Annotated in this window: 21 protein-coding genes and 1 tRNA gene; 9 read left to right on the top strand and 13 right to left on the bottom strand. The window is 43.6% G+C overall.

Going from position 1 to position 19702, the window contains the following annotated elements; translation table 11 throughout:
* Positions 1–118: 118 nt before the first annotated feature.
* Positions 119–604, bottom strand: a complete 486-nt coding sequence (locus tag ACVBIO_RS17435; protein WP_447163311.1) for a YajQ family cyclic di-GMP-binding protein — start codon at positions 602–604, stop codon at positions 119–121.
* 125 nt (positions 605–729) lie between these two features.
* Between ACVBIO_RS17435 and ACVBIO_RS17430 the strand changes: the two genes are divergently transcribed.
* The 5 genes from ACVBIO_RS17430 to ACVBIO_RS17410 all read left to right on the top strand — a co-directional run bounded on the left by ACVBIO_RS17430 (position 730) and on the right by ACVBIO_RS17410 (position 5089).
* Positions 730–1137 (top strand): VanZ family protein, encoded by a 408-nt coding sequence (locus ACVBIO_RS17430; RefSeq protein WP_447160168.1) that lies wholly within the window; start codon positions 730–732, stop codon positions 1135–1137.
* A gap of 13 nt (positions 1138–1150) precedes the next feature.
* Positions 1151–2266: a ketopantoate reductase family protein gene (locus tag ACVBIO_RS17425; RefSeq protein WP_447173107.1), complete on the top strand. Its 1116-nt coding sequence runs from the start codon at positions 1151–1153 to the stop codon at positions 2264–2266.
* A gap of 291 nt (positions 2267–2557) precedes the next feature.
* Positions 2558–4057 (top strand): sodium-dependent transporter, encoded by a 1500-nt coding sequence (locus ACVBIO_RS17420; protein ID WP_447173106.1) that lies wholly within the window; start codon positions 2558–2560, stop codon positions 4055–4057.
* Entirely contained in the window at positions 4054–4170 is a 117-nt protein-coding gene (locus ACVBIO_RS17415; protein WP_447160171.1) for a methionine/alanine import family NSS transporter small subunit, read from the top strand. Before ACVBIO_RS17420 ends, ACVBIO_RS17415 begins: the two co-directional genes overlap by 4 nt.
* Before the next feature lie 217 nt (positions 4171–4387).
* Positions 4388–5089, top strand: a complete 702-nt coding sequence (locus ACVBIO_RS17410; RefSeq protein WP_447173105.1) for a phosphatase PAP2 family protein — start codon at positions 4388–4390, stop codon at positions 5087–5089.
* Between the two features lie 80 nt (positions 5090–5169).
* Here the strand turns inward: ACVBIO_RS17410 and ACVBIO_RS17405 are convergent, their stop codons facing one another.
* The 6 genes from ACVBIO_RS17405 to ACVBIO_RS17380 all read right to left on the bottom strand — a co-directional run bounded on the left by ACVBIO_RS17405 (position 5170) and on the right by ACVBIO_RS17380 (position 11595).
* Positions 5170–6045, bottom strand: a complete 876-nt coding sequence (locus ACVBIO_RS17405) for a multidrug transporter (protein ID WP_447163307.1) — start codon at positions 6043–6045, stop codon at positions 5170–5172.
* A 201-nt stretch (positions 6046–6246) separates the two neighbouring features.
* Positions 6247–7809 carry an AbgT family transporter gene (locus tag ACVBIO_RS17400; RefSeq protein WP_447173104.1) on the bottom strand — a complete coding sequence of 521 codons (1563 nt, stop codon included), beginning with the start codon at positions 7807–7809 and terminating at the stop codon, positions 6247–6249.
* 218 nt (positions 7810–8027) lie between these two features.
* A complete protein-coding gene (gene kdsA / locus ACVBIO_RS17395; RefSeq protein ID WP_447163306.1) occupies positions 8028–8876 on the bottom strand; it encodes a 3-deoxy-8-phosphooctulonate synthase in 849 nt (282 codons plus the stop codon).
* A 68-nt stretch (positions 8877–8944) separates the two neighbouring features.
* On the bottom strand, positions 8945–10213 hold the full coding sequence (locus tag ACVBIO_RS17390) for a DUF819 family protein (RefSeq protein WP_447160180.1): 1269 nt from the start codon (positions 10211–10213) through the stop codon (positions 8945–8947).
* Between the two features lie 198 nt (positions 10214–10411).
* Positions 10412–11200 (bottom strand): transglutaminase family protein, encoded by a 789-nt coding sequence (locus tag ACVBIO_RS17385; RefSeq protein ID WP_447163304.1) that lies wholly within the window; start codon positions 11198–11200, stop codon positions 10412–10414.
* Positions 11200–11595, bottom strand: coding sequence for a SirB2 family protein (locus ACVBIO_RS17380; RefSeq protein WP_447160182.1), 396 nt, complete (start codon positions 11593–11595; stop codon positions 11200–11202). The genes ACVBIO_RS17385 and ACVBIO_RS17380 overlap by 1 nt, the downstream gene beginning before the upstream one ends.
* Before the next feature lie 216 nt (positions 11596–11811).
* Between ACVBIO_RS17380 and ACVBIO_RS17375 the strand changes: the two genes are divergently transcribed.
* Positions 11812–12234: a GNAT family N-acetyltransferase gene (locus ACVBIO_RS17375; protein ID WP_447160183.1), complete on the top strand. Its 423-nt coding sequence runs from the start codon at positions 11812–11814 to the stop codon at positions 12232–12234.
* Positions 12235–12316: 82 nt separating this feature from the next.
* Here the strand turns inward: ACVBIO_RS17375 and prmC are convergent, their stop codons facing one another.
* From prmC to hemA, 3 genes are read right to left on the bottom strand one after another with little or no spacing between them, the layout of a single operon-like run.
* Positions 12317–13159 (bottom strand): peptide chain release factor N(5)-glutamine methyltransferase, encoded by an 843-nt coding sequence (gene prmC / locus ACVBIO_RS17370; protein ID WP_447160184.1) that lies wholly within the window; start codon positions 13157–13159, stop codon positions 12317–12319.
* A gap of 47 nt (positions 13160–13206) precedes the next feature.
* Positions 13207–14292 carry a peptide chain release factor 1 gene (gene prfA, locus ACVBIO_RS17365; protein ID WP_447160185.1) on the bottom strand — a complete coding sequence of 362 codons (1086 nt, stop codon included), beginning with the start codon at positions 14290–14292 and terminating at the stop codon, positions 13207–13209.
* A gap of 13 nt (positions 14293–14305) precedes the next feature.
* Complete coding sequence (hemA, locus tag ACVBIO_RS17360; RefSeq protein ID WP_447160186.1) at positions 14306–15556, bottom strand: glutamyl-tRNA reductase; 1251 nt, start codon at positions 15554–15556, stop codon at positions 14306–14308.
* Between the two features lie 269 nt (positions 15557–15825).
* On the opposite strand from hemA, the gene lolB reads away from it, so the two are divergent.
* The 3 genes from lolB to ACVBIO_RS17345 all read left to right on the top strand — a co-directional run bounded on the left by lolB (position 15826) and on the right by ACVBIO_RS17345 (position 18350).
* Entirely contained in the window at positions 15826–16485 is a 660-nt protein-coding gene (lolB, locus tag ACVBIO_RS17355) for a lipoprotein insertase outer membrane protein LolB (protein WP_447160187.1), read from the top strand.
* Entirely contained in the window at positions 16482–17336 is an 855-nt protein-coding gene (ispE, locus tag ACVBIO_RS17350; RefSeq protein ID WP_447163303.1) for a 4-(cytidine 5'-diphospho)-2-C-methyl-D-erythritol kinase, read from the top strand. Before lolB ends, ispE begins: the two co-directional genes overlap by 4 nt.
* Before the next feature lie 66 nt (positions 17337–17402).
* On the top strand, positions 17403–18350 hold the full coding sequence (locus ACVBIO_RS17345; protein WP_044556501.1) for a ribose-phosphate pyrophosphokinase: 948 nt from the start codon (positions 17403–17405) through the stop codon (positions 18348–18350).
* Positions 18351–18433: 83 nt separating this feature from the next.
* Here the strand turns inward: ACVBIO_RS17345 and ACVBIO_RS17340 are convergent, their stop codons facing one another.
* From ACVBIO_RS17340 to ACVBIO_RS17330, 3 genes are all read right to left on the bottom strand, one after another.
* Positions 18434–18850: a hypothetical protein gene (locus ACVBIO_RS17340; RefSeq protein ID WP_447173103.1), complete on the bottom strand. Its 417-nt coding sequence runs from the start codon at positions 18848–18850 to the stop codon at positions 18434–18436.
* A 43-nt stretch (positions 18851–18893) separates the two neighbouring features.
* Positions 18894–19352: a hypothetical protein gene (locus ACVBIO_RS17335; protein WP_447163302.1), complete on the bottom strand. Its 459-nt coding sequence runs from the start codon at positions 19350–19352 to the stop codon at positions 18894–18896.
* 274 nt (positions 19353–19626) lie between these two features.
* Positions 19627–19701 (bottom strand) — tRNA-Gln (locus ACVBIO_RS17330).
* Position 19702: the final 1 nt, after the last annotated feature.

Genomic DNA, 19702 nt, shown 5'->3' with positions numbered 1-19702 from the left:
CGCTTAAAATACAATTTTTTAAGCGTCTTCATATTAATTCTGTCGTAAAAAATAAAGTTTACTCGCGAAGAGCAAAAACCATTAATTAACGAGCAACTAAGGAGTAATTACCGAATAATTAATCACGGAAGTTATTAAACTGGAATGGCTGACCAAGCTCTGCTTCGCGAGCAAGTGCCATCACCTGTTGCAGATCATCACGCTTCTTGCCAGTCACACGAACCGAGTCACCTTGAATAGAAGACTGCACCTTAAGTTTGCTGTCTTTAATCAGCTTAACCAGCTTTTTAGCCACTAAGGTTTCGATACCTTCTTTAAACTTCACTTTTAAAGAGAAGGTTTTACCGCTGTGTACCGCTTTTTCATCAACATCCATCGATTTAGGATCCACATCGCGCTTACTCATCTGCATACGTAGGATATCGACCAACTGACGGCACTGAAAATCATCTTCGGCTGTTAAGGTCACAATATGATCTTTATATTCGATGCTGGCTTCTTTGCCACGAAAGTCAAAACGTCCTTTCAATTCACGCACTGAATTATCAACCGCGTTACGCAGTTCAACTTCATTTACTTCTGAAACAATATCCATTGAAGGCATAAGTTTGGTCCTTAAAAAATGTTTGTAGCCATATTTTACGCACAGAGCACCCGAACTTGAAGTAAATAAACCATAAAAGCTGATGAATTTGCGGGTTATTGATGACTTTATCTACGGGTTTTCTTATGATTGATGCAAATGACAAAAATACATTCGACGTGATAAATAGACAAACAATATTTAAGTGTGCGCTTGCGTTAACATTAATCTTGGTCAGTTACTTGGTTTTTTCTAAGCCAAACTACTATCAAACTGGGATCCCCAATTTCGATAAAGTTGGCCACGTTGGCAGCTTCTTTATCTTATCCTATTTAACTTACTTAGCGTTTAGACCCAAATGGTACATTCTTGCGGTGATCTTAGCTGGCTACGCTGTGTTTATTGAACTGGTGCAATCACAGTTATCCTACCGTAGCGCCTCTATTGCAGATTTTATTGCCGATATGATCGGAATATCACTGTTCTATTTTACTCACTGGATTTACTGTCGATACTTTAAAGCCGCCAAACTCATTGATCCCGATAGCGAATAACGCAGTAATTTACATGCCAACATCATCATCGATAAACTCAGGCGCCAAACAGATCACCATCTTGGGGGCGGGTGCCATTGGACAGCTTATTTTTCACCAGCTCAGTAATGGCCTACCTGAGCTGACTACAGCGCCAACTTCACCGCAAGCTAAATCGCTAAACCCTAAATCACTAAGTCATAAACCTGAGTACGAGTTAAGTTTTATCAGCCGAGAGGCGCATTCGCATGTTCAGCCAGTCAGTTTTACTGCACTTGATGGACAAAAGCTTACCCGTAGTGCCCAGTTCATTGGCCAAGATGATTACCGCCAAAGCTTAACCCGCACAACATTATTAATCGTCTGTGTAAAAGCCTATCAAGTGACTGCTGCTGTGACAGCTGTTTTACCTTACCTGCCCAACAACACGCATATTTTATTACTGCACAATGGCATGGGCCCTCACTTAGACGTTAAGCCCTACCTTGGCAAGCGAGGCTTAAGCCTTGGTACAACCTCTCAAGGGGCGTTAAAACTGGCTAAGTGGCACGTAAAACAGACCGGAGCGGGCCTCACTCAATTAGGTTCATATAAAGCGCCAACTCTTGATTGCGAGCAAAGTACTGAGCCTAATTCAGAGAAAAATGCAGAGCTAGAACCTGAGAAAAGTGCAGAGCTAAGCGCAGATCGAAGAACAGAGCTAAGTACAGAGCTTAAAGCGATATTACTCAGCACCATCCCCCAAAGTCGTTGGTATGATGATATCTTGCCTCTACTATGGCAAAAGCTCGCCATCAATGTGGCGATAAACCCGTTAACAGCAATCCACAGCTGCCCTAACGGCCAACTTGCCAATCTTGAGTATCGCGACACTATCTTCAATGCCGTAAGTGAGCTGGTAAAAGTAGCTTCTGCCGATGGTATCAACTTAGACTTGGAGTATTTGCTTGACCGTGTTTATCAAGTCATTGAATTAACTGCGCAGAATTACTCTTCCATGCAGCAAGATGTGAGCCACCAGCGAGCAACTGAAATTAACGCGATTAACGGCTTTGTTTTAGAGCGAGCCAAGTTACACAAATTGAATGTGCCCTATAACCAGTCACTTGTTGACCAGGTAAAACAGTGTGAAGCCGCTTACCAAGGTTAAATTAGTAATAGAGAAGCTAATTTAAGGAGCACGGGATAAGGGAGGCTAGTTAAGTCATCAGTAATGAGGATTTAGTAATTGATGTTTGGTGTTTGGTGTTTGATATGAGTATTCAGCGTTAAAAACATGACCACACCGCTTCCCCTTTTCATCTACCGCACTCTCTTTAAAAAAGTAGTGATTTCATAACCTACAATCCTTTTGCCTAAGCAAGATCCATAAACCTGACTAAAATTAATTCTGTTGTCCCAATTTACAATAATGTAGTTGGAGAATAGACAGGCGCGTTCAATGCAAAGAGAGCAATGGAACTCAAGAACAGGCTTTATTCTGGCTGCTGTAGGCTCTGCCATCGGTCTGGGCAATATTTGGCGCTTTCCCTACATGGCATACGAAAATGGCGGCGGCGCTTTCTTCATTCCCTATCTGTTTGCCATGGTTACAGCCGGTATTCCATTTATGATCATGGAGTTTAGCCTAGGTCATAAATACCGCAGCGCCGCACCAAAAATATTCGCCAAACTCGGGGCCTCATTAGGCTTTAGGCTTGAATGGCTGGGCTGGTTTCAGGTCTTTATTGCCGCAGTGATCGCTATCTACTACGTCGCAATTATTGGCTGGGCTATCTCCTATTTAATCTTCTCCATTAGCCAAAGCTGGGGCACTGACACTAACGCTTTCTTTTTTAATGAATACCTACAAGTTAAAGACAACTCCCCAACAAAGTTAGGCTCGATCCAATTTCATATCGCAATTCCAATGGCTATCGCCTGGAGCATCACAACCTTTGCTGTTTATAGTGGAGTAAAAGGCGGTATTGAGCGAGCCAGTAAGATTATGATGCCATTGTTGTTTATTATGGTGCTGCTCTTCATTGGCCGCATAGTCTTTCTTCCTGGAGCAATGGAAGGGCTCAACTACCTATTTAAACCCAACTTCAGCATGATTTTAGATGCGAATGTTTGGTCGGCAGCTTACGGACAGATATTTTTCTCTTTGAGTGTCGGCTTTGCGATCATGCTAGCCTACTCAAGCTATCTACCTAAAAAATCAGATATTAATAATAACGCTTTTATGACCGTTTTGATTAACTGTGGTTTCTCAACATTGAGCGGTATTATGATCTTTGCCGTACTTGGCTATATGGCACAAGAACAAGCTAAGCCCATTACAGATGTTGTTTCATCCGGAGTAGGTTTAGCCTTTGTCACCATACCCGCAGCAATTAATATACTGCCCATCCCTTATATTCTTGGACCACTGTTTTTCCTCGCCTTGGTCGTAGCAGGCATAAGCTCGCATATCTCTATTATTGAAGCTGTGGTGTCAGCGGTCATCGATAAGCTGGCCATATCGAGAAAAAAAGCCGCGCTACTGGTTTGCGGAACAGGCTTTGTTATCTCGATGGTGTTTTCAAGTCACGGCGGTTTATTACTGCTCGACCTTGTAGATTACTTTATTAATAACATTGCCTTACTCTCAAGTTGTCTGGTCGAGCTAATCATTGTTGCATGGTTATTTAACATTGCCGATATCCGTGAGTATGCCAACCAGTGTAGTGAGTTTAGTATTGGCCATTGGCTGGTTATTTGTCTACGCTTTATCAGCCCTATCATGTTGGCAATTTTATTAGTTAAAAACCTCACGAATACGCTTACTAATGGCTATGGTGATTATCCTATTGCTGACCAACTACTTCTCGGATGGGGACTTATCGCAGTAATGTTGTTCGCCGCCATTTTTATCAGTTTAATTTCAAGTACTAACCAAGAAAAGGAGCCAAAAGAATGAGTGCAGGGGCGATAATAATGATGGTATTGGCGCTACTCATTACTTGGGGCGGCGCGGGTGTTTGCATTGCGATAGCGATGAGAGCCTCAAAAAACAATGACAGTGAACAATGAACATCTCTAATATGTAGTGACTCGCAGTTAGTTACAGTCTCAGGATATTGGCGTTAATCATTTTAATACCCTTTATCCCACTTAACATCGGTAAGTATCTGAGAATGTAAAAACATAAGTTAACTTGCTAGCGAACCAATATCCCTCTGCATGAGCTTGTAGTTAACTCTAGTAGCTCATACACTCTCAACTCTCCTATACAATGCCCTTTGAATTAATGAACCAAGCAGATAAACAGCCAGCAGCCATTAATAGCGTGTCACTCCCCCAGCGCCAAGCACTTACATTACGTAGCAGCGTATGGCTATACTTTGCTGCAATAAGTGGCGTTATATTTAGCGTGCTGTTTTTAGACCGCCCTGTATCAACTTGGGTGCACCACAATGTTGATGCTAGCGCTATCTTTAAGCCTCTCAGTCAAATGCCGCTATTTTTCGAATGTCTCGCAGCTATCATTATTCTTGCTGGCTTAAATCCCGCCTGGCGTAAAAAACTGGCCAGGATGGCGCTCACTTTGGTGCTAACCTTAATTTTTGCCAGCATCATCAGAGTCAGTGCTAAATTTATATTTGGCCGCACTTGGCCGGAAACCTGGATTTATGCTCAAGCTGGCAGTAACCCTTCCTGGATCCATAATGGCGTCGAAGGGTTTTATCCTTTTACTCTGGGGGCGGCCTATAACTCTTTTCCATCAGGACACGCCCTATTCACTTTCGCATTAGTCAGCGTATTTTGGTGGCGCTTGCCAAAACTACATTGGTTATGGTTATTAGCTATGTTTGGGGCGATTGCTGGGCAATTAGGGCAAAATTACCACTTTCTTGGCGACCTTATTGCCGGCGCAACCCTTGGGGTATTATGCGCCCAGTTATCTATCGCTCTGAGCAAATATGCTTTCGCATATAAAGCGCGAGAGTAACGCTTATCTATATCACTTTTTTGTATCACTTAAATGTAGAAAACACTGCTAGCATTTAAAGACTATTAAAGAGTTAGCACCTAACTCCACATAACCAGCATCGCAGCGAGGGCAATAAGAAGAAGCCCCATCATATCTTTGATTTTCACCTTATCCTTTAACCAGAATGTAGCTATGAGCAACGTAAAAAACACCTCTATTTGGCCTAAGGTTTTAACGTACGGCACAGCTTGTAAAGACATAGCGCTAAACCAACCGATTGACCCCAAACAACTCGTGGCACTGGTCAGCAGTGTTAGCTTTGGTCTTTGCAGTAAACCGTCAATGGTATTTTTATCTACGGCATAAGAGTAAATCAATAACACGGTTGTCTGAATAGCAACCACAAATAGCAACACCCATGCGGCTCTATGAGGAAAAGGCAGATCTAAGCTAAGGCTGGCTTCTCGTACCCATAAAGATGTCAGCGCAAAAGCGGTGCCACAAGCAAGGCCAAGTAAGACGGTTGATAACGAAAGTTGCTTAAAGCCTTGCTTACTACTCATCATAAACACGGCAATACCGCCAATCATCACGCCTATCCAACCAAGCGGTGATAAATGAGTACCGAAAAAAAGCACGCCTAGCATCGCAGCAACTAACGCTTCACTCTTAGCAAGCCCTGCACCCACGGCAAAGTTCTTCATCTTGAACAACTTGACCATCAAGGCAGTCGCTAGAATTTGCATCGCAGACGCGCCTAATACATAAGCACTAAATTTAAGCGTAATAAAGGGTAAGCCTACCGGCTGCCAGAGATATAACCCTACCAAATAGACAATGGCGATAGGCGTCGCCCAGATAAATCGCGCTAAGGTGACACCTGCAATATTAACATCTCTACTCAGCTGGCTTTGAAAGGCATTGCGCCACGCCTGCATTGATGCAGCTAAAAAGGTAAAGAAAATCCATGTCATGCAAAGAAGCGCCCAAATCAAAAAAGCTATTATGCCAGTAGAAACAAACCTAAGGGGGATTAGAATACTGAAAATAACTCTTAGTGCTAGAGTGAGAAGTGGGTAAAAGCTGAGCCAAAACCGTAAAAAAAAAGCAACGTCGATACGTTGCCCTTATTCATCACGGTAATTTAGCTAGCTAAACGCTAATAAACTAGAGCGTTAAAGTCCATAGGTGTAACTAGCACCTAAGCCTAGCGGGAAGCCTAATGCCCAATAAGCCAGTAGCCACACACTCCAGATAGACATCAATGCCAAGCTAAATGGCAGCATCATAGAGATAAGCGTGCCAATACCAATGTTCTTCACATAGCGCTGGCAGTAAACCACCACCAATGGGAAATAAGGCATAAGAGGCGTGATGATATTCGAGCTTGAATCACCTACGCGGTATGCCGCTTGCGATAAGTCAGGGCTAATGTTTAACTGCATCAACATAGGCACTAATACTGGACCAATTAAAGCCCATTTAGCCGATGATGACCCTACAAATAAGTTCACAAAGCCAACTAGAACAATCATACCAACGACAGTGATTTCAGCCGGTAAGTTTAACGCTTTTAAGCCACCCGCTCCTTCAACAGCGATTAATGCGCCAAGGTTTGATGCCGAAAATGCCGCCACAAACTGCGCACAGAAAAATGCCATAACGATGTAGTGCGACATGCCGCTCATCGATTTAGACATCGCTTGTACAACATCACCAGAAGTCTTAAATGCGCCGGTCATATAACCATATACAAGGCCAGGCAACATAAAGAAGATGAAGATGAGCGGCACAATTGACTGCATCAATGGCGCTTTAAAGCTCGTCAAGGAGCCATTCCCATCTCGCAGCGTTGAAGTTTCAGGCACGGTTAACGAGAAGAAGGCTGCAATAGCCACTACCATCACTAAGGTTGCAACGCGGAATGCTTTAATCTCAGATGGCTTTTCTTCTTCCATCGCTGGTAAATCGACCTCTTCGCGATTCACCTTATGGGTACGATTTAGGCGAGGCTCTAATACTTTATCGGTTAGATACCAAATAACCAGCGTAATAGGGATACAAGACGACGCAGCGAAGAACCAGTTATTTAACGGGTTAACTTCAATTGTAGGATCAACAATTTGCGCGGCAGCTTGAGTAAAGCTCTGCAATAATGGGTCAATACCTGAAGGAATAAAGTTGGCACAAAAACCGCCTGACACACCAGCAAATGCTGCAGCAATACCGGCTAGCGGGTGGCGTCCAACGGTGAAGAAAATAACGCCTGCCAGCGGAATAACCACCACATAACCCGCATCAGTTGCGGTATGAGAAATAATACCGACTAAAACCACTGCCGGAGTTAGAAACTTAGCAGGAGTGATTTTTAACATGCGTTTTAGCGCAGTATTAATAAAACCTGAGTGCTCAGCAACCCCCACACCTAACATCGCGACCAGCACCACACCTAATGGGGCGAATGCGGTAAAAGTGGTTACCATCGATGTTAAGAACTTAGTTAGCGCTTCTACGGTTAGCAGGTTATTAACCACAATTGGAGAATTCGTGGTAGGGTCGATGGCATCAAAACTCACGCCCGATAGCAGCGCTGACAGCGCCCATACCGCAAACATCAAAATTAAAAATAACATCGCAGGATCAGGCAGCTTATTACCAACCCTTTCAATGCTGTCTAATGCTTTACCTAGCATTCCTTGTGGCCCTTGATCACCAAGAGCCTGTTTATCTGTGTTCATCATTCAACCTATTTTTATGTTTTCTCATATGCCGCCATGCAATTAACCACCCCTTGGTTGCTTGCGAGACAAAACATCGAGTATTTTTATAACCTAATAGAATAAAGACTTAGTCTGTATTTAAACTTAAATGCTGCCGATAAAAACAATAAAACCCTGACGAGCTGCAGGGCTTTATTTTCTTTAGCGACCAACAATCAGCGCAAAATACTTAGCGCTTATTTGCTAGTGTCGATTGGGTCAAAAGATTTGACTAAATCATCAATCGCTTTCATTTGGGTTAAATAGTTCTCTAACTGATTTAGTGGCAAGGCACATGGGCCGTCACACTTAGCATTGTCAGGATCTGGATGCGCCTCGATAAATAGGCCAGCAAGACCTAATGCCATACCACTACGTGCAAGCTCTGTCGCTTGAGCGCGGCGTCCACCGGCGCTGTCAGCTCGTCCGCCAGGGCGCTGTAGTGCATGGGTCGCATCAAAAATCACCGGGTAACCCGTTTGCTTCATTTCATCCATACCTAGCATATCGACAACTAGGTTGTTGTAACCAAAGCTTGAGCCACGCTCACAAAGAATAATTTCGTCGTTACCTGCTTCATTAAACTTAGTGATGATATGACGCATTTCGTGTGGCGCTAAAAACTGCGGTTTTTTCACGTTGATGATGGCGCCAGTCTTTGCCATCGCAACCACAAGATCGGTTTGGCGAGCTAAGAAAGCGGGTAGCTGGATAATATCAACCACTTCAGCTACTGGTGCGCACTGGTAAACTTCGTGTACGTCGGTAATTAAAGGCAGGTTAAACGTTGACTTGATCTCTTCAAAAATCTTTAGGCCTTCTTCCATGCCTGGACCACGGTAAGAGTTAACTGATGAGCGGTTTGCTTTATCAAAAGAAGCCTTAAACACATAAGGGATCCCTAGCTTTTGAGTGACTTCGGCATAGGTTTCTGCAATTTGCATTGCCAAGTCACGTGACTCAAGTACGTTCATACCGCCAAACAGTACAAAAGGCTTATCGTTTGCGATTTCAATCGAACCTAAACTAATGATTTTATTGCTCATCAATCTCTTCTCTCTTCGTGAGCCAAGGTCTGTACCTTGGCATTAATCAACTAGGTTTTCGCTGCGACTTAAGTCGCCACAGCTTGTAAAATCTGGCCACAAATCCATGCCATATAAGTGCCTAAAGCATAGCCCAATACTGCTAGTAGTACACCTACAGGGGCTAAAGCTGGGTGAAAGGCTGCAGCCACTACGGGGGCCGATGCCGCGCCGCCAACATTGGCTTGACTACCCACAGCCATATAGAACAGTGGCGCTTTTATTAACTTAGCCACAATCAGCATAAAGCTAGCGTGTACTAACATCCAAATGATACCAATAGCAAAGAACCACAGGTTGTCTGGATCGGCCAATTTTGACACATCCATATGCAATCCGATGGTTGCGACCAAAATATACAAGAATGCTGTCGCAACTTTTGAAGCGCCCGCCGCTTCGATATGTCGTACTCGTGTAAACGACAAAATTAAGCCAATCGTAGTAACCGTGACGATTAACCAGAAAAACTTAGAGGTTAAGCTGTAATCTCGAGTCCACGGATAATTGGTTTCGAAAAATGGGCCTAATAAGTCAGCGACTATATGCGCTAAACCTGTAACACCAAATCCAATCATCACGATCATCATCAAGTCTTTCAAGCTAGGAATGCGAGCATTCTCTGCATGATACTTTTCGACTTTATCTTTCAGCGCTTCAAGCGCGGTGGTATCGGCACCTGTTTTTGCATCAATCTGCTTGGCTTTCGACGCCATAAATAGCAGAACTGCCATCCAAATATTCGCCACGATAACGTCCACCGTCACCATAATGGAAAAAATATCACCGCCTACGTCATAAATTTCTTTCATTGCGGCTTGGTTCGCTCCGCCACCAATCCAGCTACCCGCAAGGGTCGTCATGCCACGCCAAACGGCATCAGGCCCTGTCACCCCAAGTATTTCAGGGTTTAAACTTGAGACAATCAGTAGTGCAATGGGCCCGCCAATCACGATACCCACGGTTCCGGTTAGGAACATAATAATCGCTTTCGGCCCTAACGAGAGAATGGCCTTTAAGTCGACACTTAAAATCAGTAATACCAAGCAGGCTGGCAGCAGGTAACGCGACGCAACAAAATACAGCTGTGACGTATTACCATCGATAATATTGAAGGTATTTAATAGCGATGGTAAGAAATAACACATCAGCAAAGCTGGAACGAAAGTATAAAACTTCTTCCAAAACGCATTGTTGCTATTACTGGTATAAAACACAAAACCCAGTACTACCGCCAAAATACCTAATGCGGTAGCGTCATTTGTCACCAGTGCACTGGTCACTGAAGCTGAACTACTCATGATCCTATTCCCTTAATATTGGCAATGCTTTGCCTAATTATTATTCTTTTATTTCAATTTGTTGGTGTGATTTTTAAGCTTATTTTTAACGGCGCGTTTTTATTATCTTTTTCAAGCAATGCGCTCTGTTTAAATCTTTTGCCCTAGTTTGAAGCGGCTATATCAACACAAAAGGGCCCTTAGGCCCTATTGTGATTCTTAATGGAAAGTTTCAACTTCCTCTTTAAGTTCTTTTAATTGCATTTTCACCAGCTCAATCACCGGATCATGCGGACTATTTTCTACAAAGTGAGTTAAGTCTGCCGCAGCAACACTTATACAGCCAAGTTGCTGCGCAATAAAGGCGCGCTCTCGATTTAGATTCAAATCATCGCTATGCCATTGAAGCAACAAGTTACAGCACTCCATCGCTGGCTCAAACTTGTGGGCCAAGATGCTGCCAGCTTTCATTTCATGCAGCATCCGAGACACTATCCGCTTAATGCTAGCAGGCTTTAGGTAACTAGATTTAAAGCTCGCTCCATTACCTAGCTCACCCCGTACAAACACATGTAGCTGATGCTTGCTCAGCTCCGCGCCTGTAAGCGGGTCAATATAACGGATCTGATCATCGATTTGACTACAAAGTACAGTTTGCCCAGGCAACAACAGTAAATCTAATTTAAGATCTAACTGCTTTGCCAGTAGCATCAATACTGTTGCTAGCGTTGTGCTATTACCTTGCTTCGAGGTTAAGCATTTGCCTAAATCGGCAGCCTCGGCACTGTAATAGTCTTCGCGGGGGCAAAAGCCCAAGTCATTATAAAACCAGTTAAGCAGCCCATTTAATCGCTCGTGCCTATCAACCACATAGAAGCTGAGCACTGACCCAGCCAACTCTAGCCACGCCCAGTTGCCATTCTTAGCCTTAGAAAAACCTAAATGCTCAGCAATGTCTAAAGCCGTCTCTGGAAGCTGAATTGAGTCGTTAATTGTTAAATCAGTCATTAACCAAGTAACACCGATTGCTTTAATATCGCCAGTTTTGCAGCGTAAACAACCCAACCAATAGCACCAAAGGCTGCAAACACTTTAAACAATGTATTGCGATTCGCTTTAAGCGCTATGGTTGCCAAAACGATATAGGCTACAACGGCACCCAGTTTTTCTGTCATCCACGGATCAACAAAAGGGTACTGCTTAATGGAGAAGCATAAAATCAATCCAGATAGCAGCAAGAAAGTATCGATAACATGAGGTGCTATTTTAATCGCTTTCTTCTCCAGTACCGGAGACTTACGTAAATGCAATACAAAACGGACTAAGAAAAACAATACGCTAGTCGCGATAAGCGTCATATGCAGGTGCTTAAACGCAGGGTATAAACTGTAAAAAGTTTCCATGAAAAAAGGTCTATTAGCCGATAAAGGCGGCTAGTGTAACCCATACCTTAATCCATAACCAATATCAGGCGATGACAACACGCTGAACCGCACAAAGTTTAATCAAGCCAGAGTTTTACCCATTAGTCTCTCGCTATTATCAGCTTGTCATTTAGCCAAACTTTGGGTTAGCGTAATGGCCTTAATTCGTTACTAAACACCATAGAGGCATTATTAATGACCAACAAGATTCAGTTTGTTCTTGATGACAGTGATGAATTTGCCGATGCCGTTAAGCGTAAAATTGCTGAATTTAACTGGCAACATTGGGAAGTGTCTGAACGATTACCGTTAGGCTTAAAATTAGAGACTGAAAATGGTGAATTACTCGCAGGCTTTTCTGGTAGAACCTTTGGCCATTGGCTGATGATTGACAACCTTTGGGTCGATGAAGGTTTGCGAGGGCAAAATGTTGGTCATCAACTACTTGAGCAAGCCGAAGCGATTGCCTTAGCCCGCGGCTGCCGCTCTGCAATCTTAGATACTTTAAACTTTCAAGCTAAGCCATTTTATGAAAAGCGTGGTTATCAACTGCAGTGGACACAACAGACTTACCCTAAAACAGGTTGTAAGCACTTTATGGTTAAACAGCTTTTATAACGAGCAGACAGTAAGCGCTTATAGCCATCAGCATAGAAAAAGGCACTATTAATAGTGCCTTTTCTGTTTTAACGCCAAAGTCTTAACGAGGCCAGCGGCCTAATGTACAGCGATCATTACTACCAAAGTCACGCACTGTGGCAACATTTTCGTAGCCCAGCTCGGTTAACTTATCTCTGAGCTCGATAGCTTGTTGATAGCCATGCTCAAGTAACAAGTAGCCACCAGGAGCAAGGTAATCACGCGCAGACTCGGCAATGTGAAACAGATCTGCAAACCCTCTCAACGGCGCAGTCAGTGCACTTTGAGGCTCAAACCTAACATCACCTTGAGAAAGGTGTTCGTCTTCCTCATCAATGTAAGGAGGATTGGACACGATCAAGTTAAAGTCATAACACTCAACCGCATCAAACCAGTCACTTTGAAACACATCGACTTGCTCTAGCTTTAGATTGGTACGATTCTCTTTGGCTAATTCAACCGCATCATCCACTTTATCAATCGCACACACTTGCCACTCATTGCGTTCATGGGCCAATGACAACGCTATCGCGCCAGTCCCTGTACCCAAATCGAGTACTTTAGCCGTTTCTGCTAATGGTAAGTTAAGCGCCGTCTCTACCAAAATTTCAGTATCTGGACGTGGGATCAGCGTTGTTGGATTCACTCTAAATGGCAGTGACCAAAATTCCCTTTCCCCCACAATGTGAGCGATGGGGTTACCACGTAAACGCTTGGCGAGCATTTGTTTAAACTCAAAGACTTGCTCTGGCTCTAAGCTTTTTTCAGGCCAAGTATATAAATAACTACGAGGTTTATTAATCACATGAAGCAACATGACCTCAGCATCAAGCGATGCTGAGTCAGAGATACTTTCAAGCTGAGAAGAGGCCCACTTAAGTGCCCCTGAGATAGTTAATTGCAAGGAATATCCTTATTCATCTGTAGCACAATAATTATTTGAGTGAAGGATTAACCTTCACCTAGTGCTGCAAGCATATCCGCTTGGTTTTCTAGAATGAGAGGCTCGATAACACAATCGATATCGCCTTCCATAAATTCGCCTAGGCGGTACAGAGTTAAGTTAATTCTGTGCTCACTTACGCGACCTTGTGGGAAGTTATAAGTACGGATACGCTCTGAACGATCACCACTTGAGACTAAGTTACGACGCGTACTTTCTTCAGCACTACGGCGCTTTTCGTCTTCAACCGCTTGAATACGTGCAGAAAGCACGCTCATCGCTTGGGCACGGTTTTTATGCTGTGAACGCTGATCCTGACACTCAACAACAATACCTGTAGGAATATGCGTAATACGAATAGCCGAATCGGTTTTGTTTACGTGCTGACCACCAGCACCCGATGCGCGGAAAGTATCAACTTTCAGATCGGCCTTGTTGATTTCAATGGCTTCAGCTTCAGGCACTTCTGGCAATACAATAACGGTACAAGCAGAAGTATGAACACGGCCTTGAGATTCAGTCTCTGGAACGCGCTGTACACGGTGTCCACCAGACTCGAACTTAAGTTTGCCGTAAACGCCTTCACCACTGATTTTAGCAATCACTTCTTTAAAGCCGCCATGCTCACCTTCATTGGTATTCATGACTTCAATTTGCCAGCGTTTACTTTCAGCGTATCTGCTGTACATGCGGAACAAATCGCCCGCAAAGATAGCTGCTTCATCTCCACCCGCGCCTGCGCGAATTTCAATAAAGCAGTTATTATCATCATTAGGATCTTTTGGCAGCAACAGGATTTGCAGTTCATCTTCAAGCACTGCAATCGCCGACTTAGCGACTTTAAATTCTTCCTGAGCCATCTCTTTTAGCTCTGCGTCATCTTCTTCCATCATCTCTTTAGCAGATTCTAAATCTTCTTCTGCTTGCTGAAATGCTTTAAAAGTTCTGACCACATCCTCTAATTGAGAATATTCTTTAGACAAGGCGCGAAAACGCTCCTGATCAGCGATAACACCTGCATCGCTCAGTAACGCCAGTACTTCTTCGTTACGTTCAAGTAAGCCTTCAAGCTTACGAATCACACTGTCCTTCATTTAAACGCTAACCTTAGTCTTTATCTAGTCCAAGCACAGCTCTTAATTGTCCAAGAGAATTCAAATCCCCTTGTCGACTCGCAGCGGTAAGCGCTTGTGTCGGTGCATGGATCAGCTTGTTGGTCAGCTTATTGGCTAGCTCCAGTAAGACTTGCTCACTATTACCACCTTGGGCCAACTTGTTGACCGCTCGCTCTACCAGTTCATCTTTAATCGCCATACTCTGAGTGCGATATTCACGGATACTGTCTACCGACTCTAGTGAGCGGATCCATTCCATAAATAGATAAGCTTGATCTTCTGCAATTAATTCTGCTTGCTCGGCGGCTTCTCTTCGAGATGCCATATTTTGTTCAATAATGCTTTGCAGGTCATCTACGGTATAGAGAAATGCATCATCTAGATCCGCAACTTCAGCCTCGATATCTCGAGGAACTGCTATATCAACCAATAACATAGGTTGATGACGACGCTGTTTAAGCGCTTTTTCTACCATGCCCTTACCAAGTATTGGTAATGGGCTAGCCGTAGAGGATATCACGATATCGGCCTTAGGGAGAAAATCTGGGATCTGTTCGAGTGTAATTGCTGTGGCACCGAACTCGTCACACATGGCTTCTGCACGTGAAATGGTTCGGTTTGCAACCACCATGCTTTTAACACCATTGTCTTTTAGGTGACGTGCAACTAACTCTATTGTCTCACCGGCGCCGACTAATAATACTTGAGTCGTGCTAAGTGATGAGAAAATATGCTTTGCCATGCTCACTGCAGCAAAGGCTACCGATACGGCAGCAGCACCAATTTCGGTATCAGTACGAATTTTTTTGGCGACTGAAAAGGTATTTTGAAACAAGCGATCCATTGTCGCTGCAACGGTACCCGCTTCTTTTGCTTTCACAAAAGATTGCTTCACTTGGCCTAAAATTTGCGGTTCACCCAAAATCAGTGAATCGAGACCAGCAGATACACGCATTAAATGCTTAACCGCTTCTTGACCTTTATATTGGTACAAGCAGGGCTCAACATCTTCATGGGATAGTTGATGATAATCTTCCAGCCAAGCAACGACATCAGCAGCTTCACTATTATTACAGTAAAGTTCTGTGCGGTTACAGGTGGAAATGATGACGGCTTCCCCCGTTAGAGTACGAGACGCTAGACTCTTCATGGCATCATGAATTCTGTCTGGTGCGAATGCGACTTTCTCACGTAGGTCGACCGTGGCCGTTTTATGGTTAATTCCGATTGCTACAAGGCTCATTTGACTCGTTCTGGACTCTTGGGCATCTCATTTATTGGTGCCATTCTACTGAATTGGTGTTGTTAAAAACAGAATACGCTTAACAAAACCGAATAATAATCTATGTTCTTACCCATTTTTTCAATTAGCATCACTTTTTTAACTATTCATATATAGTTATGTCACGCTAAAACGACATTGAGCATTGTGCAAAAGCATATTTTTGCATATGGGCATTGGTAATTCATTCAACCCCTCGTATCATAAGGGCTCTTTTATATCAGTAATAGATGAATAATTTGAGCCGGTTCACAAAAAACACTTATCTATGGTTGATATTGAGCACTATTTTCATTAGCGGCTGCTCAACTACCATACCAGACAACCTAATTCCCGTCTCTGTTAACAAAGTGCAGCAGGCTAAAGCATGGGAAATGCAGGGGAAACTTGCCGTTAGAACACCGCAAGATAGGTTTAGCACTAACCTATATTGGCTCCATAGCCCCGAGCGCGATGAACTAAAACTAACGACCATGCTAGGTACTACGGTGCTGTCTCTTTCAAGCTATGCTGGTAACGCGACACTTGAAGTTGACGGTAAAACCTATACCGATACAGATGCACAGCGCCTGTTGACACGCGTCTCTGGCTGGTCTATTCCTATCGAGTCGCTACCACTATGGATCACCGGCCAGCTCACTCCAGGCGATAAACTGATCAGCACTGATAACCAGGGGCGCCCAGTTAAGCTGGTAAACGCAGAGCTACTTCCCCCCTGGGAAGTTGATTTTAAAAGTTGGCAAGCTCAAAGCGGTGCAGAGGTACCTCGACTACTCAATTTACAACGTGGTGATATTCATCTAAAGCTACAATTGAATCAATGGCAGGCCTTAGCACCACAAAGCCAAATTCTTATACAACAAACCTCAAATACTGAGAGCTCTTTATGACTGCGCCACTTTCACTAGGCTGGCCGGCGCCAGCAAAACTTAACCTATTTCTGCATATCAATGCACGGCGCCATGATGGATATCACGAACTGCAAACCTTGTTTCAGTTCGTCGAACATTGTGACTACTTAGACTTTAAAGTGTTAGATAAACCCGAACTCAAATTGCACTCAAATATGGCAGGGGTTGTTGCCGACAGCGATAACTTAATTCTTAAAGCTGCAAAATCACTACAACAGCACACAAAATGTCAGTTTGGCGCTGAAATTTGGCTCGATAAACGCTTACCTATGGGAGGTGGTTTGGGTGGTGGTTCTTCTGATGCGGCCACAACCTTAGTTGCACTAAACGAGTTGTGGGCAACGGGGTTGTCTCTAACAGACTTAGCTGAGATAGGCTTAAGCCTTGGCGCAGATGTACCTGTTTTTATTAATGGTTTCTCAGCCTTTGCCGAAGGCGTAGGTGAAAAACTAGAAAATGTTGAGCCTGCCGAGCCTTGGTATCTGGTATTAATTCCTCAGGTCCATGTTTCTACAGCGGAAGTATTCCAAGACCCAGAATTGCCGCGAAACACACCCAAGCTCAGCCTTGAGACGTTAATGAGCAGCCCATGGCAAAATGACTGCCAAGCATTAGTCGCAAAACGCCACCCTCAAGTTGCCAAGACCTTAGGCTGGCTGCTAGAATATGCGCCGTCCAGAATGACCGGAACAGGAGCATGTGTTTTTGGTCAATTCGAACAGGAGCAAGAGGCTAAAGATGTATTGGCGAAGTTGCCTGCATCGATTCAAGGCTTTGTTGCGAAAGGGGCAAATATATCGCCGTTAATGCTGAGATTAGCTCAGTGTTAACCACATTCTGGGATACTTTTTTTAATCCCAGCCACTATCATGAAGCATACGCCTGAGGTTCATACAGTGCCTGACATTAAACTTTTTGCCGGTAACGCAACACCTAGTCTCGCTAAGAAGATAGCCGATCGTCTATTTTGTAAACTTGGAGACGCAGAAGTAGGCGTTTTCAGTGACGGCGAAATCAGTGTCCAAATTAATGAAAATGTACGTGGTGCGGATGTTTTTATCATTCAATCTACTTGCGCTCCTACTAACGATAACCTAATGGAACTTATCGTTATGGTTGACGCGCTTCGTCGTGCATCAGCTGGTCGTATTACAGCGGTTATTCCTTACTTTGGTTACGCGCGTCAGGACCGTCGAGTTCGTAGTGCTCGTGTACCTATTACAGCTAAAGTTGTAGCAGACTTCCTTTCAAGCGTTGGCGTTGACCGCGTATTGACTTGTGATCTACACGCTGAGCAAATTCAAGGTTTCTTCGACGTTCCAGTTGATAACGTATTCGGTAGCCCAGTGTTACTAGAAGACATGTTAGCTAAAAACCTAGAAAACCCTGTAGTTGTATCACCAGATATCGGTGGTGTTGTACGTGCTCGTGCAGTCGCTAAATTGCTTGATGATTCTGATCTAGCAATTATCGATAAGCGTCGCCCACAAGCTAACGTTGCTCAAGTTATGCATATCATTGGTGATGTTCAAGGCCGTGACTGCATCATTGTTGATGACATGATCGATACTGGTGGAACACTGTGTAAAGCTGCTGAAGCACTGAAAGAGCACGGTGCAAACCGCGTATTCGCTTATGCAACTCACCCAGTATTTTCTGGCAACGCTGCTAAGAACATCGCTGAATCAGTGATTGATGAAGTGATTGTGACAGATACTATCCCGCTAAGCCCTGAAATTGCGGCTCTAGAGAAAGTATCTCAGTTGACTATGTCTACGGTTATGGCTGAAGCAATTCGCCGCGTAAGCAACGAAGAGTCAATCTCTGCTATGTTCAAGCACTAATTCACCACGAGTTAGTCAGTAACATAAATAGAAACGCACTCAATTGAGTGCGTTTTTTTATGACTAGAGTTTGCGATTAGGGATCACTCAACAGATCTGTGCTTTAGTGCATCATCTCTAACTGCCTGAGTCACATCATAAGCGATGCTACGACGTAGTTTAACCAGCCAACCATCAACCCTACCCATATCGACTTTACAGCTCTTTTTGCCACAATCAGGACGTTCTGCGCTTATCAACTTAACAGCGACTGTGTTGCTGTTAACCACTAGCTCAGTTTTTATTTTATAGCTCTTATAATCTAAATTAGCATACCTAAGGCCTGCCTCATTTTTTCTAAACACCCAGTGGTTACGTTTAACCGCATCCGTCAGCATACGATCTAAATCTTTAACGTAACTACCGTACGGAATGGGGTCTTGATAAAGCTGTAACTCACTTGCCGCCACAGGCATTAAGCCGCAAGCCCCCACAAGCAAAGCTGCACTCATTTTTTTCATATTCTGTCCTTTGAATGGCTTTAACGATGATTATTTGAAATGATTAAAGCCCTTTCAGCTGCTTGTTGATGCTATTTCTAAGATTTTTTATGTAGTTGTAATAACCACGACTATTTTTATAGCAGATGTCATCAATCAATGTCTTACACACATAGTCACCAAGTGCATCATGATATTTAAGCTGTACTAAAGATGAGTTATATTCAATCCGTATCACATTGGTGTCGCCTCGATAATCAAAGCGCGCCAAAATGTACCCATCGCCTTCACCTTGATACACCCAAGCAAAGCCCTTTGTGGTCAACATCCCCTCTAGAATGGCGTAACGGATCTTATTGAGATCATCAGTATTCGTCTCAACTTCTTTATGAACGGCGCGAATATAGCGATCTGAGGACTTTGGTTGGATATTGTCATCGATTTCAAGTGTTGATGGCGCAGCTTGCACAAAAGCACTTAAAGACATGAAATATGTAATAAGCAAGGTTTTTACAAACCTCATAGTATTCACTCCTTGAAAAATACAGAGCAAAATCCTAGCACAAATTTAGAGCTTTAGTTTCTAGCTTTAGTTTCTAGCTTTAACTGCGAGTTTTAGCTTTGAGCTTTAGTTTAGAGTGTTAGTTACTAGCTTTAGCCACGAGCTCTTTTATGGAAGACGAACAAAGTGATGAAAAAAGTGAGCCTGACGAACACTGTTTTGAATAAGCTTGAAAATGCAGGTTTTAAAATGCAGAAAACAAAAAAGCCCATCCGAGGATGGGCTTTCTTTTATATGGCTGGGGTACCAGGATTTGAACCTGGGAATGCCGAGATCAAAACCCGGTGCCTTACCGCTTGGCGATACCCCAA

The organism is Shewanella sp. 0m-8 (assembly GCF_052977265.1).
This window is presented reverse-complemented; position numbering and strand designations above follow the sequence as displayed.

Excerpts from the sequence above, each read along its gene's own strand:
- ACVBIO_RS17435 (WP_447163311.1), bottom strand. The coding sequence starts at position 604 with ATGCCTTCAATGGATATTGTTTCAGAAGTAAATGAAGTTGAACTGCGT.
- ACVBIO_RS17430 (WP_447160168.1), top strand. The coding sequence starts at position 730 with ATGATTGATGCAAATGACAAAAATACATTCGACGTGATAAATAGACAA.
- ACVBIO_RS17425 (WP_447173107.1), top strand. The coding sequence starts at position 1,151 with ATGCCAACATCATCATCGATAAACTCAGGCGCCAAACAGATCACCATC.
- ACVBIO_RS17420 (WP_447173106.1), top strand. The coding sequence starts at position 2,558 with ATGCAAAGAGAGCAATGGAACTCAAGAACAGGCTTTATTCTGGCTGCT.
- ACVBIO_RS17415 (WP_447160171.1), top strand. The coding sequence starts at position 4,054 with ATGAGTGCAGGGGCGATAATAATGATGGTATTGGCGCTACTCATTACT.
- ACVBIO_RS17410 (WP_447173105.1), top strand. The coding sequence starts at position 4,388 with ATGAACCAAGCAGATAAACAGCCAGCAGCCATTAATAGCGTGTCACTC.
- ACVBIO_RS17405 (WP_447163307.1), bottom strand. The coding sequence starts at position 6,045 with ATGACATGGATTTTCTTTACCTTTTTAGCTGCATCAATGCAGGCGTGG.
- ACVBIO_RS17400 (WP_447173104.1), bottom strand. The coding sequence starts at position 7,809 with ATGAACACAGATAAACAGGCTCTTGGTGATCAAGGGCCACAAGGAATG.
- kdsA (WP_447163306.1), bottom strand. The coding sequence starts at position 8,876 with ATGAGCAATAAAATCATTAGTTTAGGTTCGATTGAAATCGCAAACGAT.
- ACVBIO_RS17390 (WP_447160180.1), bottom strand. The coding sequence starts at position 10,213 with ATGAGTAGTTCAGCTTCAGTGACCAGTGCACTGGTGACAAATGACGCT.
- ACVBIO_RS17385 (WP_447163304.1), bottom strand. The coding sequence starts at position 11,200 with ATGACTGATTTAACAATTAACGACTCAATTCAGCTTCCAGAGACGGCT.
- ACVBIO_RS17380 (WP_447160182.1), bottom strand. The coding sequence starts at position 11,595 with ATGGAAACTTTTTACAGTTTATACCCTGCGTTTAAGCACCTGCATATG.
- ACVBIO_RS17375 (WP_447160183.1), top strand. The coding sequence starts at position 11,812 with ATGACCAACAAGATTCAGTTTGTTCTTGATGACAGTGATGAATTTGCC.
- prfA (WP_447160185.1), bottom strand. The coding sequence starts at position 14,292 with ATGAAGGACAGTGTGATTCGTAAGCTTGAAGGCTTACTTGAACGTAAC.
- hemA (WP_447160186.1), bottom strand. The coding sequence starts at position 15,556 with ATGAGCCTTGTAGCAATCGGAATTAACCATAAAACGGCCACGGTCGAC.
- lolB (WP_447160187.1), top strand. The coding sequence starts at position 15,826 with ATGAATAATTTGAGCCGGTTCACAAAAAACACTTATCTATGGTTGATA.
- ispE (WP_447163303.1), top strand. The coding sequence starts at position 16,482 with ATGACTGCGCCACTTTCACTAGGCTGGCCGGCGCCAGCAAAACTTAAC.
- ACVBIO_RS17340 (WP_447173103.1), bottom strand. The coding sequence starts at position 18,850 with ATGAAAAAAATGAGTGCAGCTTTGCTTGTGGGGGCTTGCGGCTTAATG.
- ACVBIO_RS17335 (WP_447163302.1), bottom strand. The coding sequence starts at position 19,352 with ATGAGGTTTGTAAAAACCTTGCTTATTACATATTTCATGTCTTTAAGT.